The sequence below is a fragment of the Anaerococcus tetradius genome (assembly GCF_947087635.1).
Classification (GTDB): domain Bacteria; phylum Bacillota; class Clostridia; order Tissierellales; family Peptoniphilaceae; genus Anaerococcus; species Anaerococcus tetradius.
Genome location: NZ_CAMUDP010000010.1, coordinates 1 through 23300, shown reverse-complemented (window position 1 = coordinate 23300; position 23300 = coordinate 1). Strand labels below are relative to the sequence as shown.

At 35.8% G+C, this 23300-nt stretch carries 18 protein-coding genes and 1 other annotated feature; of the genes, 10 read left to right on the top strand and 8 right to left on the bottom strand.

The genetic code is table 11. The features are described from left to right. The first annotated feature begins 8 nt into the window (after positions 1-8). The 3 genes from P6936_RS04525 to P6936_RS04515 all read left to right on the top strand — a co-directional run bounded on the left by P6936_RS04525 (position 9) and on the right by P6936_RS04515 (position 5127). A complete protein-coding gene (locus P6936_RS04525) occupies positions 9-824 on the top strand; it encodes a pyruvate, water dikinase regulatory protein (RefSeq protein ID WP_004836384.1) in 816 nt (271 codons plus the stop codon). Then, positions 821-3451 carry a pyruvate, phosphate dikinase gene (gene ppdK / locus P6936_RS04520; RefSeq protein WP_004836385.1) on the top strand — a complete coding sequence of 877 codons (2631 nt, stop codon included), beginning with the start codon at positions 821-823 and terminating at the stop codon, positions 3449-3451. The genes P6936_RS04525 and ppdK overlap by 4 nt, the downstream gene beginning before the upstream one ends. A gap of 203 nt (positions 3452-3654) precedes the next feature. After that, positions 3655-5127 carry an aldehyde dehydrogenase family protein gene (locus P6936_RS04515; protein WP_004836387.1) on the top strand — a complete coding sequence of 491 codons (1473 nt, stop codon included), beginning with the start codon at positions 3655-3657 and terminating at the stop codon, positions 5125-5127. A gap of 68 nt (positions 5128-5195) precedes the next feature. On the opposite strand, the gene P6936_RS04510 is transcribed toward P6936_RS04515, so the two are convergent. The 6 genes from P6936_RS04510 to hpf all read right to left on the bottom strand — a co-directional run bounded on the left by P6936_RS04510 (position 5196) and on the right by hpf (position 14025). Continuing rightward, entirely contained in the window at positions 5196-6500 is a 1305-nt protein-coding gene (locus P6936_RS04510) for a sodium-dependent transporter (RefSeq protein WP_004836389.1), read from the bottom strand. A 361-nt stretch (positions 6501-6861) separates the two neighbouring features. Next, on the bottom strand, positions 6862-8154 hold the full coding sequence (locus tag P6936_RS04505) for a sodium-dependent transporter (protein ID WP_276880967.1): 1293 nt from the start codon (positions 8152-8154) through the stop codon (positions 6862-6864). Between the two features lie 58 nt (positions 8155-8212). Further along, positions 8213-9295: a tryptophan--tRNA ligase gene (gene trpS, locus P6936_RS04500; RefSeq protein WP_040349268.1), complete on the bottom strand. Its 1083-nt coding sequence runs from the start codon at positions 9293-9295 to the stop codon at positions 8213-8215. 43 nt (positions 9296-9338) lie between these two features. Continuing rightward, a protein-coding gene (gene prfB / locus P6936_RS04495) for a peptide chain release factor 2 (RefSeq protein WP_276880966.1) occupies positions 9339-10449 on the bottom strand; the annotation gives its coding sequence in 2 pieces (ribosomal slippage) (positions 9339-10373 and positions 10375-10449; 1110 coding nt in all). A gap of 1 nt (position 10450) precedes the next feature. Beyond that, positions 10451-13177: a preprotein translocase subunit SecA gene (gene secA / locus P6936_RS04490; RefSeq protein ID WP_276862738.1), complete on the bottom strand. Its 2727-nt coding sequence runs from the start codon at positions 13175-13177 to the stop codon at positions 10451-10453. A 308-nt stretch (positions 13178-13485) separates the two neighbouring features. After that, the gene (hpf, locus tag P6936_RS04485; RefSeq protein WP_040349270.1) at positions 13486-14025 is read right to left on the bottom strand and encodes a ribosome hibernation-promoting factor, HPF/YfiA family; all 540 of its coding nucleotides are present in this window, start codon (positions 14023-14025) and stop codon (positions 13486-13488) included. A 115-nt stretch (positions 14026-14140) separates the two neighbouring features. Between hpf and P6936_RS04480 the strand changes: the two genes are divergently transcribed. The 5 genes from P6936_RS04480 to P6936_RS04460 all read left to right on the top strand — a co-directional run bounded on the left by P6936_RS04480 (position 14141) and on the right by P6936_RS04460 (position 19953). Next, the gene (locus tag P6936_RS04480; protein WP_276880965.1) at positions 14141-16069 is read left to right on the top strand and encodes an alpha/beta hydrolase family protein; all 1929 of its coding nucleotides are present in this window, start codon (positions 14141-14143) and stop codon (positions 16067-16069) included. Beyond that, positions 16050-17012, top strand: coding sequence for a YihY/virulence factor BrkB family protein (locus P6936_RS04475; protein WP_004836400.1), 963 nt, complete (start codon positions 16050-16052; stop codon positions 17010-17012). Before P6936_RS04480 ends, P6936_RS04475 begins: the two co-directional genes overlap by 20 nt. Further along, positions 17005-17541: a 5-formyltetrahydrofolate cyclo-ligase gene (locus P6936_RS04470; RefSeq protein WP_004836401.1), complete on the top strand. Its 537-nt coding sequence runs from the start codon at positions 17005-17007 to the stop codon at positions 17539-17541. The genes P6936_RS04475 and P6936_RS04470 overlap by 8 nt, the downstream gene beginning before the upstream one ends. Before the next feature lie 123 nt (positions 17542-17664). Beyond that, positions 17665-19374 (top strand): adenine deaminase, encoded by a 1710-nt coding sequence (ade, locus tag P6936_RS04465; protein ID WP_004836404.1) that lies wholly within the window; start codon positions 17665-17667, stop codon positions 19372-19374. Between the two features lie 26 nt (positions 19375-19400). After that, positions 19401-19635: a binding site (T-box leader), on the top strand. 114 nt (positions 19636-19749) lie between these two features. Then, positions 19750-19953: a hypothetical protein gene (locus tag P6936_RS04460; RefSeq protein WP_276880964.1), complete on the top strand. Its 204-nt coding sequence runs from the start codon at positions 19750-19752 to the stop codon at positions 19951-19953. Between the two features lie 69 nt (positions 19954-20022). Here the strand turns inward: P6936_RS04460 and P6936_RS04455 are convergent, their stop codons facing one another. Further along, positions 20023-20184: a hypothetical protein gene (locus P6936_RS04455; protein ID WP_276880963.1), complete on the bottom strand. Its 162-nt coding sequence runs from the start codon at positions 20182-20184 to the stop codon at positions 20023-20025. A 123-nt stretch (positions 20185-20307) separates the two neighbouring features. Between P6936_RS04455 and P6936_RS04450 the strand changes: the two genes are divergently transcribed. Both P6936_RS04450 and P6936_RS04445 read left to right on the top strand, forming a co-directional pair. Then, a complete protein-coding gene (locus tag P6936_RS04450) occupies positions 20308-20910 on the top strand; it encodes a hypothetical protein (RefSeq protein WP_276880962.1) in 603 nt (200 codons plus the stop codon). Then, on the top strand, positions 20910-21644 hold the full coding sequence (locus P6936_RS04445; protein ID WP_004836407.1) for a cyclase family protein: 735 nt from the start codon (positions 20910-20912) through the stop codon (positions 21642-21644). Before P6936_RS04450 ends, P6936_RS04445 begins: the two co-directional genes overlap by 1 nt. A gap of 277 nt (positions 21645-21921) precedes the next feature. On the opposite strand, the gene P6936_RS04440 is transcribed toward P6936_RS04445, so the two are convergent. After that, the coding region (locus tag P6936_RS04440) for a hypothetical protein (RefSeq protein ID WP_276880961.1) at positions 21922-23300 on the bottom strand (1379 nt) is incomplete at its 5' end.

Here is a 23300-nt window from a genome sequence, read left to right as displayed (position 1 = left end):
AAAATAATTTGGACATTTATATTATTTCAGATACAGCAGGTCTTGCTATATCAGAAATAGTCAATCTCTCTTTGAGCCAATTTGATTTTGATTGTAGGATTATAATCAAATCACAAATTAGAGATCTAGACAGACTTTCTGATATTTTATCTAGCATAGATACCAACAATATAATAATCTATCACTCTTTCCAAGATTCTAAGATGAGTGCTTATATTAAAAATTTTACCCAAACCCATGAGATAGAGACAGTAGATCTTATGGCCTATTCTATCAACAAGCTCTCAAAGATATTTGATAAGAAGCCGATTGAACATCCAAAGTTTATTAATGCTTATGACTCAGAACATTTCAGACGTTTAGATGCCCTAGATTTTGCTATCAAATTCGATGACGGAGCTGACTTCAGGGGGTTAAAATTTTGTGATATAGCTATTATCGGAGTTTCCAGATCATCGAAGACTCCCCTATCTATGTATCTTGCTAGTAAGGGCTTTAGGGTATCAAATATACCGCTGATAGTGGATTCAAAGGCTCCTCGAGAGTTATTTGAAATCGATCCCAAGCGTATTATAGGCCTTACTATAGATAAGGATAGACTAAAGAGCATTAGAAATGAAAGGCTTAGATTTTTGAAATTATCCAACGATTCTATATATTCAAGCATGAAAAGGATTGAAGATGAGCTTGTATATGCAAACGATTTGATGAAAGATTTGGGCTGTTTTAGGATTGATGTTACTTACAGGTCAATTGAGGAAACTTCAGATATAATTATCAATTATCTGTACAAAAATAAGTTATTGGAAAGGAAAGGAAAATGACAAACAAATACGTTTACAACTTTAATGAAGGTGACATGTCAATGAGAGCCCTCTTGGGCGGTAAGGGTGCAAACCTCGCAGAAATGACCAATCTTGGTATTAGAGTACCTTACGGTTTTACAATTACTACTGAGGCTTGTACCAGATTTTACAAAGAAGATAAGAAACTTTGGGAAGATTTAAACAAAGAAGTTAGTGAACACATCAAAGACTTGGAAAAAGCAAACAACAAAACCTTTGGCTCAACAGAAGATCCACTCCTTGTTTCAGTTAGATCAGGAGCTCCTATCTCCATGCCTGGTATGATGGATACTATCCTAAATCTTGGCCTTAACGATGATGCTGTAATAGGGCTTGCTAAGAAGACTGATAACGAAAGATTTGCCTATGATTCTTATAGACGTTTCATCCAAATGTTTTCTGACGTTGCTATGGAACTTGATAAAAATAATTTTGAAAAACTTCTTACAGCTAAAAAAGAAGCTAAGGGCGTTAAGCTTGATACAGAACTTGATGCAAATGACCTAAAAGAACTTGTTGAAGAATATAAGGCAAAATATAAAGAGCTAATGGGAGTTGACTTCCCTCAAGAACCTAGAAAACAACTTGATCTTGCAATCGCAGCTGTATTTAGATCTTGGGGTAATGAAAGAGCAATCCTATATAGAAAGCTAAACGATATAGACGATGCAATGGGTACTGCAGTTAACGTTCAATCAATGGTATTTGGTAATATGGGAGATACTTCAGGAACTGGTGTAGCCTTTTCTAGAAACCCTGCTACAGGTGAGAATAAACTATTTGGTGAATACCTAATCAATGCCCAAGGTGAAGACGTTGTTGCAGGTGTAAGGACTCCTCAAGAAATCCAAACCCTAGCTGATGCTATGCCAGAAGTATATAAGGAATTCTTCGATACATCAGAAAAACTTGAAGCTCATTACAAAGATATGCAAGATATGGAATTTACTATCCAAGATGGTAAACTCTTCCTCCTTCAAACTAGAAATGGTAAGAGAACTGCCCAAGCTGCAGTACAAGTTGCAGTAGATTTAGTTAAGGAAGGCCTAATAGATGAGAAAGAAGCTGTACTAAGAGTTAATCCAAAAGACTTAGACGGTCTTCTCCACCCTACTTTTACAAAAGAAGCTGTAGAAAATAATAAGGCTGTAGCAAAGGGACTTGCTGCATCTCCTGGAGCTGCTGTTGGTAAGATAGCTTTCTCTGCCAAAGAAGCTGCAAAAAGAGCTGGTGAAGGCGAAGCAGTAATACTTGTTCGTGAAGAAACTTCCCCAGAAGACCTTGAGGGTATGGTAACAGCTAAGGGTATCCTAACAGCTCGTGGAGGAATGACAAGCCATGCTGCCGTAGTTGCAAGAGGTATGGGTAAATGCTGTGTTGCAGGTGCAGGTGAGCTTCACGTAGATGAATATGAACATACAGTAAGAATCGGTAATTTAGTCCTAACTGGTGAAGATGTCATCTCCATTGACGGATCAACAGGGGCAATATATGCTGGCGGTCTTGAAACTCAACCACCACAATTGCACGGTGCTTTCGGTACTTTTATGAGTTGGGTTGACAAATTTAGAGATATGAAGGTTAGAACAAACGCTGATACACCAAGGGATGTAGAGCATGCCCTAGATTTTGGTGCAGAAGGAATTGGTTTATGTAGAACTGAGCATATGTTCTTTAAAGAAGATAGAATCTTCCAAGTAAGAAAGATGATCCTAGCAAGCGATCTTGAAACTAGAGAATCTGCCCTAGAGAAAATTCTTCCTATGCAAGAAGATGACTTCTATCAAATTTACTCACTTATGAAAGAAAGACCAGTTACAGTTAGACTTCTTGACCCACCTCTTCACGAATTCCTTCCAAAGGGTGAAAATGAAATAAAAGATCTCGCCCTTGAATTAAATATCCAACCAGCAAGAGTTAAGGAAAGAATAGCAGAACTTCAAGAAGTAAACCCAATGCTTGGTTTCAGAGGCCTAAGACTTGCAATCATCTATCCAGAAATAGCTAGGATGCAAGCTCGTGCAATAATCCAAGCTGCTATCCACTGCCATGAAGACGGAATTAATGTTGTTCCAGAAATCATGATTCCACTATCAAGCGATGTTGTGGAACTTTCAAGAGTAAAAGAAACTGTAAAAGAAGAAATAGAAAAAGTATTTGAAGAAAAAGGAAAGAAAATCGACTACCTATTAGGTACTATGATAGAAATTCCTAGAGCTGCAATAACAGCAGACGAAATCGCAGAAGTAACAGACTTCTTCAGCTTCGGTACAAATGACCTTACACAAATGACCTTTGGTCTATCAAGAGATGACGCAGGCAAGTTCTTGCCAGCCTATATTGATAAAGACATCTTCCAAAAAGATCCTTTCCAAGTTCTCGACCAAAAGGGTGTAGGCTTCCTAGTAGAACATGCCGTTAAAAATGGAAGAAAGGCAAATCCAAAACTTCATGTTGGTATCTGTGGTGAACACGGTGGTGAACCAAGCACAGTAAAATACCTATATGGTGTAGGTCTTGACTATGTTTCATGTTCTCCTTACAGAGTTCCAATTGCAAAACTTGCAGCAGCTCAAGCTTCAATTGAAAACCCAAGAAATAAATAATATATAAGCTTAGACCTGGGCTAAAGCCTGGGTCTATTTTTATAGATAAAATTTCTCATAAAAATGTTCATGTCATCTAAACTTCACTTATCATTGCCAATATTCCCCTTTAGATTTTATTGCTGCACAGTAAATAAATGTTTATTAACTATCCTAGCTGGGTAAAATAAAGAAGGTAATGATAGAAAATAAAGGAGTTACTAATGAGTATTAAAGATAGATACGAATTATATATAAATGGAGAATGGGTAAAACCAACATCAGGCGAGTATCTTGATGCCATTAACCCAGCTAACGGAGAAAAAATCTCAGAGTTTGCTACAGCAAATAATGAAGATGTAGATAAGGCTATTGAAGCTGCCAGATTATGTTTTGAAGGCGAATATGGATCATGGTCTAAGGAAGAAAGAGCCAAGCTTTTATTCAATTTAGCAGATAGGATTGAAGAAAATCTTGATTATCTAGCAGAAATTGAAAGTATGGATAATGGTAAGGCTATTAGAGAAACAAAGACTGTTGACCTTCCTTGGGTAGTAGATCACTTTAGGTATTTCGCTTCTTTGATAAGATGTGATGAGGATGAGATTTCAAAACTCCAAGGAAGATTTATTTCAATTAGAAAAAGAGAGCCTCTTGGGGTTGTAGGTCAAATGATTCCTTGGAACTTCCCTCTCCTAATGGCAGCTTGGAAACTGGCTCCAGCCATAGCTGGTGGAAACACCATTGTCATCTCCCCTTCATCAAACACATCTATAGGACTTTTGGAGATGATTAGAATAATTGAAGACCTTCTTCCAAAGGGCCTTATCAATGTAGTAAGTGGTAAGGGTTCAAAAACTGGAGAATACCTCCAACATCACAAGGGCTTAGATAAGCTTGCCTTTACAGGCTCAACTAGTGTAGGTCGCCATATAGGTATTTCTGCCGCAGAAAATCTCATCCCTTCTACCCTAGAGCTAGGTGGCAAGTCTGCTCACATTATCTTTGATGATTGTGATATCGAAAAGGCCCTAGAGGGTGCCCAAGTTGGTATTTTATTTAACCAAGGTGAGGTTTGCTCAGCAGGTTCAAGGCTTTTCATCCAAGAAAGTATCTATGATGAATTTGTAGACAAGTTAGTAAAAGCTTTCGAGAAGGTAAAAGTCGGAGATCCCCTTGACCCATCAACACAAATGGGAGCTTTAAGAGATGAAAAAAGAATTCCTGTAATTCAATCCTTCGTAGATAAGGCTGTTGAAGCTGGCGGAAAAATCCTAACTGGAGGCAAAAGGCTTACAGAAAATGGCCTTGATAAGGGTGCCTTCTATGCTCCTACAATCCTTGCTGATGTTTCCGAAGATAACGAAGCCTACAAAGAAGAAATTTTTGGACCAGTTGTTATAATAAAGAAATTTAAGGATGAAGATGATGTAATAAGAATGGCAAATGACTCCCACTACGGTCTAGGCGGAGGAATTTATTCTAATGATATGTATAGGATAATGAAAGTCTCAAACGCTCTTCAAACAGGAAGGATTTGGGTTAACACATACAACCAATTCCCAGCAGGTGCCCCATTCGGTGGCTATAAGGATTCTGGTATAGGTAGGGAAACTGATAAACTAGCCCTTGACGCTTATAGTCAAGTTAAAAATATAATAATAGACTCTTCAAAAGATAAGTTAGGTTTTTATTAAAATGAAAGCTCTAAGCAAAAATAGCTAGCGGCACGAAGCTGCTAGCTATTTTGAATTAAAACTTATTTTTAGAAAGAAACCTTAAATATCAAGGCAATCAAGCATAGAATTATTGCTATTGGTGTGTAGATGTATTTTCCTACCTTATACCAATTATCTCCATATTTTTTGCTTGCGCCAAGGTTAATTTCTCCTACGAGCTTATCTTTTGCCAAGATGTAAAACCAAGTTACAGCTCCTATAGATGCTCCTATTGGGATGATGTATATTGAAATGATGTCCATAAATGGACCCCATTGACTAATCATTTCCATATTTACCCCAATACCAAATACAAATATTCCAATTACAATCAAGGCGATATTTCTCTTAATCTTTGGGTATCTGTACATTAATGACTCTGCTACAACCTCAAACATATTTTGAAGTGATGAGATACCTGCAAGGATTACTGCTAAGTATAAAATAATAGCAAAAAGTCTACCCAAGAACATATCTTGTAAGATTTTTGGCAAGACTTGAAATAAGAGTCCAGGACCACCTGCTTGATCCATTTTGTAAACCATTATAGCTGGAATTATAACACATGAAGCAAGTAGGGCTGCTATTGTATCGAGTAAACCTGTTGTCTTTGATGAAGATACAATATCCTCATCTTTGTTTAGGTAGGCCCCACAAACTATCATTCCTGATCCTGTTACAGAAAGAGAGAAAAAGGCTTGACCCATAGCTTGAACAACAGTGTTTATATTCAAGGCTTGGCTATCAAATCTAAACATGTACTTGTAACCTTCCAAGGAACCTTCAAGACTAAGTATCTTTATAGCTAGGACTACAAAAAGTATAAAGAATGTTGGCATCATAAATTTGTTAGACTTCTCGATTGTGCTTGCCCCACCTATACAAGTTATTAAAGTTATAGCTATTACAAAAAAGTGGAAGAATACAACCGAGTATGATTTTTGGGAAAAGCTATCAAACCATGTGCTTGTATCCGCAAGCATCAACTCTCCAGTAAGTGAATCGAAAAGAGCCTTGCATACATAAGAAACTATTACAGCATAGCCAACTGCTATTAGCAAAGATCCCAAAAGAGGAATAAAGCCTATGTATTTTCCTATAACTGTATCTTTATTTTTACTCTTAAATGATTTATAGTAGGCCCCAAGGGTTCCAGTACCAGCAAGCCTACCAACAGCAAACTCACTAGATAGACCCACATAAGAAAATATTACTATAAAGACCAAATATGATAGTAAAAATACTAGTCCACCTTGTTGGAACTTGTATGGAAAGCCCCAGACGTTCGCCATACCGACAGCAGAACCAACTGCCGTCAAAATAAAACCAATTTTCGAATTAAATTTATTCATAATTACTCCTTGAGCTTTAAAAAGTTTGTCGCTTTAAAGCATGTTAGTATTATATCGCAAACTTTAAATAAGTAAAGTCTTTATTAAAAAAATTTTTATAAGTTTTTTTCCAAAAGCTAGCTAAAGCTTCTAATCAAGCCACCTTATACTTTTTTTATTTACCCAGATTTAAGATTTTATATAAAAAACGCTCTTGCAGAATTTTAAATAGCATCGTCCATCATTTAAAGATTCTCTTTGGAAATTTTAGCTCTCCTTGCCGTTTGCTATGGCCAGCGACCTATTATTCTTCCGTAGAGTTTTCTAATGATATCATATGATTTATTCATTCTGCAAAAGCAACTTATTGTTATAAATTCACTTACATGATTATAGTCAAGATACAAATGACAACTACTAGTGGAGTATAGAGATATTTTCCGATTTTATACCAAACTTCTCCATACTTTTTGCTAGCTCCTGAGTTTACTTCATCTATTAGGGCCTTTTTGTCTAAGATATAAAACCAAGTAATAGCACCAATCATAGCTCCTATAGGGATAATGTAGATTGATATTATGTCCATGAATGGACCCCAATCGCTAATTTTTTCCATATTTACCCCTACTAGAAAGACGAGGCTTGCTATAGAAAATAGGACTACTTTTCTATCAAGTTTTTTAAATACATAAGTAAGGGATTCTACTACTACTTCAAACATTATTTGTAGGGATGAGATACCTGCAAATAAAACTGCTAGATATAATATTATGGCAAAAAGCCTTCCGCCTTCAATGTTTTGTAGGATAGTTGGCAAGACTTGGAAAAGTAGGCCAGGGCCACCAGCTTGATCCATAGAGAATACTATTATTGATGGTATCATTACGAAGGCTGCAACTAGGGCTGCTATGGTATCTAGAAGGCCTGTCATTTTTGATGAATAGACTATGTCTTCTCCCTTATGAAGATAGGCCCCACAAATCATCATGGCAGAACCTGTTATAGATAGGGAGAAGAAGGCTTGGCCCATAGCAGATACTACATTTCCTATATTAATCTTACTATTATCAATTCTAAACATATATTTATAACCTTCTAGGGCATTTGGAAGGGTTAGGATTTTAATAGCTATTACTATAAAGAGGATAAAGAAGGCTGGCATCATAAATTTGCTTGATTTTTCTAGCGTCTTAGCTGAACCTAGGCAATTTATGAGTGTAAAAATAATTACTAAAAGATGAAATGGCCAGATAGAATATGCTCTTTCAGATAAATTCTTATACCATATATTTACATCACTTGTCATTAGGCTTCCTGTTACGGAGTCAAAGAGGGCCTTAAATATATAGGCAACTACAACTGCATAGCCTATGGTAAGGAGGACTAAGCCTATTAGGGGAAGGATTGATATGGCCCTTCCTAATTTGGGATTCTTGCCTGATGAGGCGAAGGCTTTCTCGTAAGAGCCGATTGTGCCTGCTTCGGCGATTCTTCCTATGGCAAACTCGCTAGTAAGGCCTACATAGGAAAAGAGTGCTATAAAGAATATGTAGACTATTAAGAAAAACAGTCCTCCTTCTTGAAGCTTATAGGGAAAGCCCCATACGTTGGCCATACCTACAGCTGATCCTACTGCTGTAAGAATAAAGCCAAGCCTTGAATTAAATTTGTTCATTATTATTCCTTTCTCAAAAAACAGGCTAGTTTATGGAAATTTAAACTAGCCCCCTTTTTTATTTATATTTTTCTTCTAAAAATTTGATTAGATCTTTATCTTCAAAGTAGTTGATGCCCATGGCTTTCTTTACTTCTTCGATTTTTGATCTTCCTTTTTCTCTAGCTTTCTTTGTTCCTTCTTCAAGGATTTTAAAAACTGAGTCTAAGTCTTTTTCGTATTGAGCACGCCTTTGTCTAATTGGCTCAAGTTCATCTTCTAGGACTTTGATTAAGAACTTTTTGCATTTAACATCTCCAAGTCCACCCCTCTTGTAGTGGGCTTTTAGGGCATCAAGATTTTCATATTCTGGAAGAAATCTTTCAAAATGCGAATCTTTAGCAAAGACATCTAGATAGGTAAATACAATATTTCCTTCTATCTTTCCTGGGTCATCTATATTTATATGATCAGGGTCTGTGTACATACTCATTACTTTTTTCTTTAGAGTTTTTTTATCATCAGCAAGATAGATAGCATTACCCAAGGACTTACTCATCTTAGCTGCCCCATCTATACCTGGCATACGTCTTGCTATTTTTTCTTCAGGAAGGACTGCTTTTGGCTCGATGAAGGTTTCACCATAGATATTATTAAAGCTTCTAGCAATCTCCCTTGCCTGTTCAAGCATTGGTTCTTGGTCTTCTCCAACTGGAACAATATTTGCATCAAAAAGCAAAATGTCGGCAGCTTGACTAACAGGGTAGATTATAAAGCCTGCTGGAAGTGAGGTTTCAAAATTCCTTAATTTAATTTCTGCTTTTACAGTTGGATTTCTTTCGAGTCTTGATAGACTAACAAGATTTAGAAAATAAAAAGTAAGCTCAGTTAGCTCTTCGACTTGAGATTGAACAAAAAAAGTTACCTTGTTAGGATCAAGACCCACACTTAGATAGTCTAGGGCTACTTCAATAAGATTTTCTCTGATTTTTCCTGGATTATCAAAATTATCAGTTAAGGCTTGGCTATCAGCAATCATAACATACATCCTGTCATAATTAGCTTCTTCCTGCATCCTTACCCTATTTCTTAGGCTTCCAACATAATGGCCTAGGTGAAGTCTACCAGTTGGCCTATCACCTGTAAGAATTATATCTTTCAAAATTTCCTCCTTATTCAAAAAAGGGGAAGGAGTAACCTTCCACCTAATTATTCTTACTTGCAAGGTAGGCATCAATGAAGCCTTGAAGGTCGCCATCCATTACAGCCTCAACATTTCCCATCTCGTAGTTGGTCCTGTGGTCTTTAACCATAGTATAGGGTTGAAAAACATATGATCTAATCTGGCTACCCCAAGCGATCTGAGAATACTTACCTTGGATATCTTCTATTTTTTCTCTTTGCTCTTCTTCTTTGATTTGGACAAGCTTACTCATGAGAAGATTCATAGCTGTTTGCTTGTTTTGTATTTGACTTCTTTCTGCTTGGCTTGTGGCAACTACCCCTGTTGGGATGTGGGTTATTCTTACAGCGGAGTCAGTCTTATTGACGTGTTGTCCCCCTGCTCCACTTGCCCTGTAGGTATCAATTCTCAAGTCAGATGGATCTATATCAATTTCTAAATTATCATCTAATTCTGGAAAGACATCTACTGATGCGAAGGAAGTATGTCTTCTGGATTGACTATCAAAAGGTGAGATTCTTACAAGTCTATGAACCCCCTTTTCGCCCTTTAGATAACCATAGGCATAAGGGCCTTTCACATGCAAGGTAGCAGATTTGATACCTCCCGCCTCCTCATTGTTAAGGTCCTTTAACTCATACTTGTAGCCGACATTATCGAAATATCTTTTATACATCCTAAAGAGCATATCAGCCCAATCAGTAGCTTCGAGTCCACCTGCCCCTGCATTTATTGAGATATAACAATTGTTTTTGTCATACTCTCCACTTAGCTGAGTTTTAAGTTTCATCTTATCAGCTAGTTTATATAAAGCCTCTAGGGACTCTTCTACAGCATTAACAGTATCCTCTTCCTTATTATCGCTAAGCTCAACAAGGTCAAGCAAGTCTACATTATCCCTAATACCTTCTTCTAGCTTTTTGTATTCATTTAGGTCTTCCTTTTTTAAGGAAAGATCTGCCATGATTTGCGAAGCCTTGTCCGAATCGTTCCAGAAGTCAGGACTTTGTGACTTCTTTTCCAATTCTCCAATCTCTTTTTCTAGACTAGCTGGGTCAAAGAGAATCTCCGATTAATTTTAGTTTTTGAGATAGGTCTTCAATCTCAGACCTTAGTTCAAATAATTCTTTCATCTTAATTCTTTACATTAGTTTTTTTAGCTTCACGTTCAAGTCTTCTACGTTCTGCTCTATTAAGTCCTTCCAAGTTCTCATCACTTTTATCATCATTTATATCTTCAAGGTGTTCTTCACTTGGTTTTAGGACTTGTTTTCTTTCAATATTTTGTCTAATTTCAACACTTAGCATGTATTTAACAGTATCTTCTTGGATAGATCTTGTCATATCTTCATACATATCGAAACCTTCGTTAGTGTAAGCCCTAACTGGGTCTTCTTGGCCCATAGCTCTAACGCCGATTTCCTTTCTCATTTGATCCATGGCATCAATATGATCCATCCATTTTTGATCTATTACCCTAAGTAGGATTACTCTTTCTACTTCTCTCATATTATCAGGGCCAAAGCTTGATTCCTTATCTTCATATTTAGCAAGAGTTGCATCTGTAATATAATCAATCAAGTCTTGTTGGCTATAGGAGTTGATATTTTCGAAGTGAAGGCTAGCTACAGGAATAGCAAGACCGTGAAGGTAGTTTAGTAGGGCTGTCATCTCCCAGTTTTCTGGTTTAACTTCTGGGTTGGTGAAAGTATAAACTGCATTAGCTATAACATCCTTAATCATAGCTATAATAGTTTCTTTCATGTTTTGACCATAAAGAACTTCTTTTCTCTCGTTGTAGATGATAGTTCTTTGTTTATTCATAACATCATCGTATTGGAGGACTCTTTTTCTTGTAGCGAAGTTGTTAGCTTCTACCCTTGTTTGAGCACGTTCCACAGACTTTGTAACGAGTCTTGAAACTATTGGTTCATTTTCGTCGTAGTTATATTTTTCTACAAACTTAGCTACTGCTTCACCACCATTAAGTCTGATTAGGTCATCTTCTAGAGAAATGAAGAATCTTGACTTACCTGGGTCTCCTTGACGACCTGAACGACCCCTCAACTGATTGTCTATACGACGTGATTCGTGTCTTTCAGATCCTATGATATATAGACCACCAACAGCCTTTACTTTCTCAGCTTCAGCCTTAATTTCTGGTCTGTATATATCCTTATAGTGTCTATATTTCTTACGAGCATCGAGTACTTCTTGATCACTTGTTTCAGCAAAAGAATCTACTTGTTCAAGAACCTCTTCGCTTACTCCTTCTCTTTTTAGTCTTGACATAGCCATGTGGTCTACGTTACCACCTAACATGATATCAGTACCACGACCTGCCATGTTGGTTGCTATAGTAACTTGGTTAAGTCTACCAGCTTGGGCAACAATATCTGCTTCTCTTTCGTGGTTCTTAGCATTTAGGACTGTATGAGTTATGCCAGCCTTTTTTAGCTCAGCTGATAATCTCTCACTAGCCTCGATTGAAATAGTACCTACAAGGATTGGTTGACCTGTAGCGTGAACCCTATTAATCTCATCTATGATTGCATTAAATTTACCACGTTCATTGATGTAAACATAGTCCACATCGTCTTTTCTTTGAACAGGTCTATTAGTTGGAATTTCTACAACGTCAAGCTTATAAATTTCGCTAAACTCATCTTCTTCAGTCTTTGCAGTACCAGTCATACCTGAAAGCTTATCATACATTCTAAAATAGTTTTGGAAGGTAATAGTAGCAAGAGTCTTACTTTCCGCCTTAACTTCAACCCCTTCTTTAGCTTCAATAGCTTGGTGAAGACCATCAGAAAATCTCCTACCTTGCATGATACGACCTGTAAACTCATCTACAATTTCAACTTCACCGTGGTTAACTACATAATCAATATCCCTTGTCATAGTAGTATTTGCCTTTAGGGCGTTGTTGATATAGTGGGCTAACTCTATGTTATCTGTATCTGAAAGGTTATCTATGCCAAAGAACTTCTCTGCCTTGGCTGTACCCTTTTCAGTTAAGTTTGATGTCTTTCTCTTTTCATCTACAAGGAAGTCTACATCTTCTACCTTAAACTCCCTATCGAAAGGATCTATATCAGCATCTTCGTTAGGATCAAGGATTCTTCCCTCTAGAGTTTGGATAAACTCATTGGCCTTAACATAAGTATCTGTAGACTCATCCCCTTGGCCAGAAATAATAAGAGGAGTTCTAGCTTCATCTATAAGGATAGAGTCAACCTCATCTACTATAGCATAGTGGAGATCTCTTTGTACCATATCATCCTTGTAGGTAACCATATTATCTCTTAGATAGTCAAAACCAAATTGGTTGTTTGTACCATATGTGATATCTGCTTGGTAATTTTTCTTTCTTTCACTATTGGTTAAACCATAAATAATACAACCAACGCTTAGGCCTAAGAAAGTATGTACCTTACCCATCCACTCTTGGTCACGCTTAGCTAGGTAGTCGTTAACAGTAACAACGTGTACTCCCCTACCAGTAAGGGCGTTTAAGTAAGCAGGTAGGGTTGCTACCAAGGTCTTACCTTCACCAGTCTTCATCTCTGCAATTTGTCCATTATGGAGAACAATACCACCAAGAAGTTGGACTGGATAATGCTTCATACCCAAAACCCTAAAACTTGCTTCTCTTACAACAGCAAAGGCTTCAACAAGGAGGTCATCAACTGTTTCACCTTGAGCTAATCTTTGTTTAAATTCACTTGTTTTTCCTTGTAACTGAATATCTGTCAGTTCTTGCATTTTCTCATCTAGGGCAAGAATTTGATCAACTAATTTCATATTTTGATCGATTTCTTTTTGACTAAATGACTTAAAAAAATTAAATAATGCCAAATTATTCACTCTCCAATTCTTCCCAAGAAAGCAAAATAAGTAGCTTCCTATAGGTTTTTCATATATATCTTAAAGCATAATTTCAATTTTGTAAAATATATTCTTTATACTTCAAATATTCGCTCTTACTACTATACCAGTTAATTTTCATAAAAAAATATCTATTTGATAATTTTAACACTTTTATCTCATAAAAATTAAAAATTCTCTGCTACTAAATTTCTTAGCAAAATTGTTTTGGTAAAGTAAATATAAAAATCAAGAAAAAAGACCTAGCAAGAAAATCTTGTTAGGTCGAAATGATATAACTAATCGAGGTTAGGAATGATTTGTCCGTAGTCGCCTTTTCTTCTTCTATATACAACCCTCACTTGCATATCATCGCTATCGAGATATACAAAGAAGTTATGATCTAGTAATTCCATCTGTAGGATAGCTTCCTCAGCACTCATTGGTTTTACATTAATTTCTTTAGTTCTTACGATGTTGATTTTTTCGTCATCTTTTTTGTCATCATAAGCTTCGAAATTATCAAACTTAATGCTTGCTCCACTTTGTCTACCCTTCATTAGCTTGGTCTTATTTTTCATTACTTGTCTAACAAGACCATCGATATTCTTATCAATAGCTGTTTGGTAGCTATTATCACTTGTTTCAGATCTTAGGATTCTGCCACCATCAAGAACTGCTGTAGTTTCTACTACGAAGTCATTTCCTTCTTTGGCAAATCTAATATCCATCTCTTGTTGGTCATGGAAGTATTTATCTAGCCTTTCAAATTTCTTGATAGATTCATTTCTGATATCATTGGTTAGTGTAAAATTCTTGGCTATTAAATTTAATTTCATAATACCCTCCTCTTGTCTTTTTATTAATTTACCCAAAATCAATTTTAATAAACGTTTTCTTTTAATTTTTTTCAATTATCAAGTATAATAAACAAAGATGTACAAAGGAGAAAATATGAAAGATACAGAAATAAAAGATATACTTGATTACGAGTTTTTATCTAGTCTTGATATATCAAAAGATAATAAGAAATTAGTCTACAAAAAAACTAAGGCTAACTATAAAGAAAACAAATACGATACAAATTTTTGGATTTACGATTTAACAAGTAAGGAAAACTTCCAAGTAACTGATGATAATAAGGCTTCTATTTCTTGCTTCAACCAAAATTCTAAGCTCGTCTACAAGAAAGAAAGTAATGATGATGAAGACATATTTTTTGTCAAGAAAGATTCTGGCGTAAGTCAAAAATATTTTTCAATCAAAAAAGATGTTAGTATGATTAGACATCTTAGGGATGATTTATACCTAATTAAAGCCAAGGATAAGAAATCCAAAGAAGCTAAGGAAGAAGAGAAAGAAAATTCCTATTTCAAAGAAATTAACGAGCTTCCTTTTTATCTAAATGGAGTAGGCTTCATTAAAGACGAAGACTCTGCCCTATATTTTTACGATAAGGCGAAGGATAAGGTCGAATTGATTCTTAACTTAGATAAAAAAGACAGGCTAAGCTTTGTTGATATTAACGAAAACTTCGACAAGCTCTTGTTATTTAGGGCAAATTATAGTCCAAATTCAGTAATGGAGCTTAGAGAAGACCTACTTTTATATGATATCAAAAGTAAAAAACTAACTAGCCTTATCGAAAAAGAATTTTCTTTTTATACAAGTAGATTTATCGAAGATAAGATAATTTTTGTTGGAACTAATATGAAAAAAGGTGGGGTCAACGAAGATTCTTTTATTTACTCTTGTGATTTTGATGGAGCTTATAAAAAAATTAGTCCGGACGATTTTGATATGGCCTTTGGCAATTCCATAGGAACTGATGCACGTTTTGGATCTACTAAGACCTTTGCTGTTAAGGATAATAGGCTCTATTTCCTAGTTACAGAATATGAAAAAAGCAAGCTTTATTCTATAAATCTAGCTGGAGAAATAAGAGAAGAAATATCTTCAGAAGTGGAAGATTTTGCCCTTGGAACAAATGATATCTACTATTCTTCTATTTCATCAAATAGCCTTTGTGAGTTAAAAGAAAAATCAACTGGAGATATCTTAGTTGAAAATAAAATAGCTACTTGGGTATGTCCAATAGAAAGCTTTGATTTTACCTCTAATGGTGATAAGCTCGGGGGCTATGTCATCTTACCAAAAGATTTTGATGAAAATAAAAAATACCCTACTATCCTTTCAGTTCACGGTGGACCTAAGACAGAATTTTCTGATATCTTCCATCACGAACACCAAGTCCTTGCCAATGCTGGCTATATTATTATCTATACCAATCCTCATGGCTCTAGTGGACGAGGTGTAAAATTTTCTGATATAAGAGGAAAATATGGAGAAGTAGACTTTTACGATCTAATGAACTTTGCCGACCTAGCTATAGAAAAATATCCGCAAATCGATAAGGACAGGATGGCGATTTACGGAGGAAGTTATGGTGGCTTTATGACCAATTGGGCCATAGGTCACACAGATAGATTTAAGGCAGCTTGCTCTCAAAGGTCAATTTCTAACTGGCTAAGCTTTTATGGAGTAAGTGATATAGGCTACTATTTTGCCCCTGATCAGACTGGTGCTAACATGTGGGATAATCTCGAAAAAGTTTGGGAGAAATCTCCTCTCAAGCACGCAAAGAATGTAAAGACTCCAACTCTTTTTATCCATTCAGATGAGGACTACAGATGTCCACTCGAGCAGGGTATACAGATGTATGAGAGGATAAAAGAAAATGGAGTTGACACTAAAATGTATATCTTCCATGGTGAAAATCACGAGCTATCAAGATCTGGTAGGCCTAAGGGTAGAATTAAAAGGCTTACAGAGATTAAGGCTTGGTTTGATAAGTATTTGAAAGATGAAGATAAAGAAGCCTAAGACCAAGAGATTTTTATTAAATCTGTTAAATAGGGTGGTTAAGCATGATATAATGACCTACTCAGCCGCCCTATCCTTCTACCTCCTCCAAGCCTCAATCCCACTAATGATGGTTCTCGTCAGTGTCCTGTCATATTTTTTGGAGGGTAAGGAAGATTTAATAATTAATCTTTTAGAATTTCTACCAAAGACTACTAACAAGTTGATTCTTGAAGCTATTGATATCTTGATTGCTTCATCGCAATCACCAACCGTTACAACACTTACGATTTTCTTTGCCCTATTTTCTGCCACCTCAGGAGTCAATAAACTTATAAATGCTATAAACCATGCCTATGGCCTAAAGAATAACAAACAAGCTATCAAACAAAGAATAATGAGTGTTTTATTTACGATTATATTTATTAGTTTGCTTGTATTTGTCCTAATTTTTCAAGTATATAATACAAGTATTATTGGCATCTTTAATGCTCAAATAATCGAAAAATTTACCATTCACTTCAACACAAATGTACAAAAGGGCTTGGATATGATCTCTTCGCCTATTTTTAAGCTTACAAGTATAGCAATCCCATTTTTAATCATGGCTGTTGCTGTAGGTTTCTTTTATAGGTATTCCCCTTCCAATGCTTCAAATAGAATAAGTGTAAAGGAGGCCTTTTGTGGTGGGCTATTTGCGACAATTGCAAGTTTTATTGCTAGCTTCATATATTCCTACTTCACAAACAACTTCTCCAACCAATCCCTAGTATATGGGGCCTTGGCAGGTATCCTTGCCTTATTTATCTGGCTGTTGATGATATCAACTATCCTAATCCTTGGTGCTGAATGTATAGCAGCCTATAGGGAAGGCTACAAGGAAGACTATTTTGACAAAAATATAAGAAATAAAAAAAGCATAAAAGAAAAAATACTAAGAATAATTAAGAGGACCTATGATTAAAAGCGAATTTAGAAGATTCTTCCTAAATCTCCGCCGTGAGATGGATGTAGAAGAAATAGAAGAAATTTCAGATAAGATTTTTGATAAGCTAATAGAAAAAGACCTCTACAAAAAGGCTAAGACAATCTTTGTTTATGTGGCTATGGATAAAGAAATTCAAACACAGAAAATAATAGAAAAAGCCTTAGCTGATGGCAAGGAGGTCTATGTTCCCTTCATAGAAAATAGCAAGATGTTTGCCAATAGACTCCTTAATGTAGACGATCTTGAAGAAGATAAATTTTCAATCAAAACTTCCTATTCTGGTATAAATATCAAAGACCCAGATCTTACACTTACTCCTGGCCTATCCTTTGATAGAAATAAAAATAGACTTGGATATGGTGGAGGATTTTATGATAGCTTTCTCAAAAATTCCAAGACGACTAGCCTTGGTCTCTTTGCAAAAGTTTTCGAATCCAAAAATCTACCAATAGAAGATCACGACATAAAACTAGACTATATTTTGACAGAAGAAGAATTTATATAAACTAGCCCTAATTCCTTTGTGAATTAGGGGCTAGTTTTTTTATTAATTTCACAAGCTGTACAAACGTTTACATAAATTCCCACAAATGTTATAATAATTAAAAGATACTTGGGAGGTAGTTTTATGAGTGATTTAATAAAAGCTGATTTAATCATAAAAAACGCCAAAATAATTGATGTTTTTAATGCAGAAATATTTGAAGAAAATCTTGCAATAAAGGATGGAGAAATCTTGGGCTTTGGTCCCTATTATGAAAACGCTAAAGAATATTTTGATGCCCAAGGGGCCTACCTATGCCCTAGCTTAATTGATGGCCATGTCCACATAGAAAGCTCCATGCTCTCAGCAGCCGAGTTAAGTAAATACCTAACTAGTAGGGGAATCCTAACTATAATAGCTGACCCCCACGAAATTGCAAATGTCTGTGGTCTAGATGGAATGACCTACATCTTAGATGAGGCAAAAGATTTGCCTTTTAATATCTATATGATGCTAGCTTCATGTGTCCCAGCCACATCTTTTGAGACAAGCGGGGCAAAATTATTAGCTAAAGACTTGGCAAAGCTTATAGACCACGAAAATGTCCTAGGACTTGGAGAGATGATGAACTATCCAGGCCTTGTCAATCAAGATAAGGATATCTTGGATAAAATCGCCTTGGCTAAGGAAAGAAATTTAACAGCTGACGGTCATTGTCCAGGGCTAACTGGCAGAGATCTCGATATCTACATAAAATCTGGTATAGCTACAGACCACGAATGTAGAAGTCAAGAAGAGATGAAAGAAAAACTTAGAAAGGGAATGTTTATTCAAATAAGGGAAGGCTCTGCTGCCAAAGACTTCGACAATCTTATTGGAGCAGTAAACAAAAATAATCTAAATCGTTGCTTTTTCTGTACAGATGATAGGCACCCTGAGGATTTGACAAATGAAGGCTCTGTCGATAATAATGTTAGAAAAGCAATAGCCTATGGCCTTGATCCAATTGATGCTATAAAGATGGCTACAATAAACACAGCTTCTGCCTATAAGCTCGATAAACTTGGAGCCATAGCCCCTTCCTATGAGGCTAGCTTTTTCCTTTTTGATGATTTCAAGGACTTAAAATGTAAAAGCGTCTTTTACAAGGGCGAGCTTGTTTATGATAAGGGAAAATATTTCAAAAAATATGAGCAAAAATTTACAGACAAAGTCAAATCTCCTATGAGGGCTAGAAAAATCGAAGAGAAGGATTTGGATATTTATTTAGAAAATGACCAAGTTTTTGTAATAGGAATGAACAAAAATAGCCTAGTTACAGATAAATTGATTAGAAAAGTCAAAGTCCTTGATGGAAAGTTCTCTTATGCTGATGATGGAATCAAAAAAATCGTAGTCTGCGATAGGTACAGCCAAAAAACTAACATAGGTCTAGGACTTATTACAGGCTATCCAATTACTAATGGTGCTGTAGCCTCTACTATAGCCCATGACAGCCACAATATAGTTGCTATTGGCGATAATGATAGGGATTTAATACTTGCTATTAATAGGCTAATTGATATTGAAGGAGGCCTTGTAGTTAGCTCAAAGGGAGAAATTCTTGGTGATTTGAAATTAGAAATTGCAGGATTAATGTCTAGAAAATCTATAAATGAACTCAATAAGTCCTATAAAGTTTTGTATAAGCTATTAAAAAATCTCGGTCTAGATGATGGAATAGATCCTTTTATGAGCCTCGGCTTTATGGCCCTTCCAGTTATCCCCCACCTAAAAATGACTGATTTAGGGCTTTTCGACAATGATATTTTCTCTTTGATAAATATTTCATGTAAAAATTTGACAGAAAAATAAAAGCCATGTATAATGTGAAACATAGAAAATAAACTGTGAGAAGAAAAGTAGATATGAAGGACCTACACAGAGAGACTATGTTTGGTGAAAATAGTTTAGGAAGTTTATATTGAAAATGGCCTTTGAGTTTCTTATCCGATATTTAAGATAAGACGGTCTCGCCCGTTATAGCGATAGGGTATGTTTGTACCCGATGAGTTATTAATTGTGAGATTAATATAAAATTTAGGTGGTAACACGAGCTTTAGCTTCGTCCTTTATTGGACGGGGCTTTTTTTGATTTCACCTATGAGGATATACATAGTTAAATTTTCTATTGGCGCCAATTATTAATAGAATGTTTCGAGAAAAAAAATAATAAAAAGAGGTAATAATATGTCAAAAAGATTTTTAACTGTTGGATCACTACTAAGAAATGAAGATTTACTAAAATACAAAAGAGAAATAGAAAAAAGAGAAGATATCACTTATCCTTTCTACGAAGATTTAGAAGGTTACAAAAAATGTGAAGATGAAGCGGTAAAAGACGTTGTTGAAAAACAACTAGCCCATGGCCTTGTTCAAGTAACTGATGGATAATATTCTAAATCCCTCTGGCATCTTGACTTTCTTTGGGGACTTGATGGGGTTGAAAGATTTATAAAAGATTCAGGCTACTTCTTTGAAGATAAGGATGGCTGCCACAAGTACGAAACAAGACGTGATATAGGTATCAGACTTGTTGGTAAACTTTCCGGCAAAAACCATGAATTTATCAACCACTTTAGAAGACTTAAAGAAATAGTAGCAGGAAGAAGCGAAGTAAAACAATGTATCCCTTCCCCTGCTCACATCTACGGAGAACTTGTTAACTTCGGTTTCGTAAAAGATTCTAGTTATTACAGGTCAAACGAAGATTTCTGCACAGATCTTATCAATGCCTACAAGGAATTTTTGGACGATTTCAAAGCTATAGGTGGTGAAATAATACAATTTGATGATTGCTTGTGGGAACAATTTGCCGATGAAGCTGACAATAGCCAATTTGATGGCGAAAGCAAGGAAGATCTCAAAGACATCAAACTAGCTGAAAAATATATAGCAATAAACAATGAAGTTATTGATTACGGACATGAACTTGGCCTTCTAGTTTACACCCACAACTGTAGGGGTAATTACGCATCAAGATTTTTCGGAGCTGGAACTTATGATTCCATAGCCAACCTCTTCCTCAAAAATCAACACTACGATAGGTTCTATCTTGAATGGGATGACGAAAGAGCTGGCTCACTAAAGGCTCTCGAAGTATTTAAAGATAGAGATAAGGTAGAAATCGTCCTAGGTCTTCTATCAAGTAAGACAAATAGCCTTGATGATGAAGAAAGAACCCTTGACCTCCTAAATAAAGCAAGTGAGATTATAGACAAAAACAGACTCTACCTATCCCACCAATGTGGTTTTGCCTCATGCGATTGCGGAAATGAACTTAGCCAAGAAGAAGAATGGGCAAAAATTGACCAAGGACAAAGACTCGCTGAAGAATTCTGGGGCGAATAATGTCTACCAACACAAATCTATTAGCTGAACTTAAAAAAGGAAAATCCATCTGCCTAAGTCACACAGTAACAAGTGATATTCCCCACTTTGAAGCTTTTAAAAAACTTGAAATAAAAAACATAGCTACAATAGATAAAGATGGCTTCTGGGGAAATGAAATTACAATCGGTAGTCAATACGGCACGCATATAGATGCACCAAATCATTTTGCTAAAAATACAAGAACACTCCTAGATATACCATTTTTTGAAAGATGTCTTCCCCTATATGTGATTGACATAAGCGATAAAGTAAAAATAAATCCTGACTATGAACTTAGCGTAGATGATATACTAAAATTTGAAGATGAGTACGGACTAATATCAGAAAACTCATTCGTAGCACTAAGAAGCGACTGGTCAACAAAATTTGATGACGAAAAAGCTTTCATTAATAAAGATGAAAATGGTATAGAACACACACCAGGCTGGTCATTAGAAGCCCTAAAATTCCTAAACGAAGAAAGAAAAATAACTGCCATAGGTCATGAAACATTAAACACTGACTCAGGTTTGAGTTTTTATAAAAACAAAGCATTAGAAGCCGAATACTACTGGTTAAGCCAAAATAAGTATCAGATTGAAGTCCTAAACAATCTCGATAAACTCCCAGCAAGTGGATCAATAATCATAATCGCCTATCCACAAATAGATAAAATCTCAGGATTCGGTGTAGAAGTAAACGCATTATACTAAAATAAATCTCTCCTATATTATACAAAAGTAAAAGCTTAGCTAATCGTCAGCTAAGCTTTTTGCTTATTAAGATTGCAAATAATCTTGCATATACAAGTTAATGCTAATCTTATAATTGCCTTTTTATACATAAGTTTTTGTAAATTCTATACTTCGTAAATTATCGGATTCATTTTTATAGCTTCTTACGAAGAGTTTATCTCATTATTTAAAGCTAAAACTCGAGCATATTTAGCCCGAGTTTTAATGCCTACAATTATGAAATTGATCTTGTAAATTATTTATTTTTTCTTTTCTTGCTTACAAATAGACCACTTGTAGCTGCCACTAGGCTTGCTAGTACTCCTCCTAAAGACTCGACACCTGTCTTTACATTCTTAGACTTATTTGCATCTTCTTTTTTCTTATCTTTAGATGGTACATTTGGTACTTGTACCCCACTAGCCTTCTTAACAAGTTTAGAAGCTTGGATAGTTGTCTTTGAACCATCTTTGTTGATTACTCTTGCATTACCCTTTTCATCAACAAGGACATCCTTAATGCTTGGATTTGCTTTCTTTATTTTATCAGCAATCTCAGCTCTTTCTTCTTTTGTTAGCTTGTCAGGGTCTTTAACCTCAGTTACTTCAGGAAGCTTAACTTCGTAAGTTCCTTCTCCACTAGGACTAGCTTTACTATCTTTACCATTTAGGTCTTCTTCTGCTTTTTCTAGGCTAGCTTTTGCTTTGTCTACTTCTTCTTGACTTGCATCTTTTTTAGCTAGGACTTTCTTAGCTTCATCAAGTGCTTTCTCATAAGCTGATTTTTTGTCTGGATCTGCTTTTTTGTATTTTGCAGAATCCTTTGTTGAGCCTTCCTTATCTGCTTCTTTTTGGAGGGCTGTTTTGTCTACAACTTTACTTGGAATTTCTTCTCCATTTAGCTCTTCTTCTGCTTTTTCTAGGCTAGCTTTTGCTTTGTCTACTTCTTCTTGACTTGCATCTTTTTTAGCTAGGACTTTCTTAGCTTCATCAAGTGCTTTCTCATAAGCTGATTTTTTGTCTGGATCTGCTTTTTTGTATTTTGCAGAATCCTTTGTTGAGCCTTCCTTATCTGCTTCTTTTTGGAGGGCTGTTTTGTCTGTTTCTTTGCCGTCTAGAGCCTTAGCTGCTTCTTGTAGTTTTGCTAGCGCTTCATCTACTTCTTTTTGACTTGAACCTTGATTTGATAGAACTTTCTTTGCTTCCTCTAGGGCTTTGTCGTATGCTGATTGTTTTTCTTTATCTGCATTTTTGTATTTATGGTCAGCTTTTGTTGCTTGTTCTTTGCCTGCTTCGGCTTGTAGTTTTGACTTGTCTGTTTCTTTGCCGTCTAGAGCCTTAGCTGCTTCTTGTAGTTTTGCTAGTGCTTCATCTACTTCTTTTTGACTTGAACCTTGATTTGATAGAACTTTCTTTGCTTCCTCTAGGGCTTTGTCGTATGCTGATTGTTTTTCTTTATCTGCATTTTTGTATTTATGGTCAGCTTTTGTTGCTTGTTCTTTGCCTGCTTCGGCTTGTAGTTTTGACTTGTCTGTTTCTTTGCCGTCTAGAGCCTTAGCTGCTTCTTGTAGTTTTGCTAGTGCTTCATCTACTTCTTTTTGACTTGAACCTTGATTTGATAGAACTTTCTTTGCTT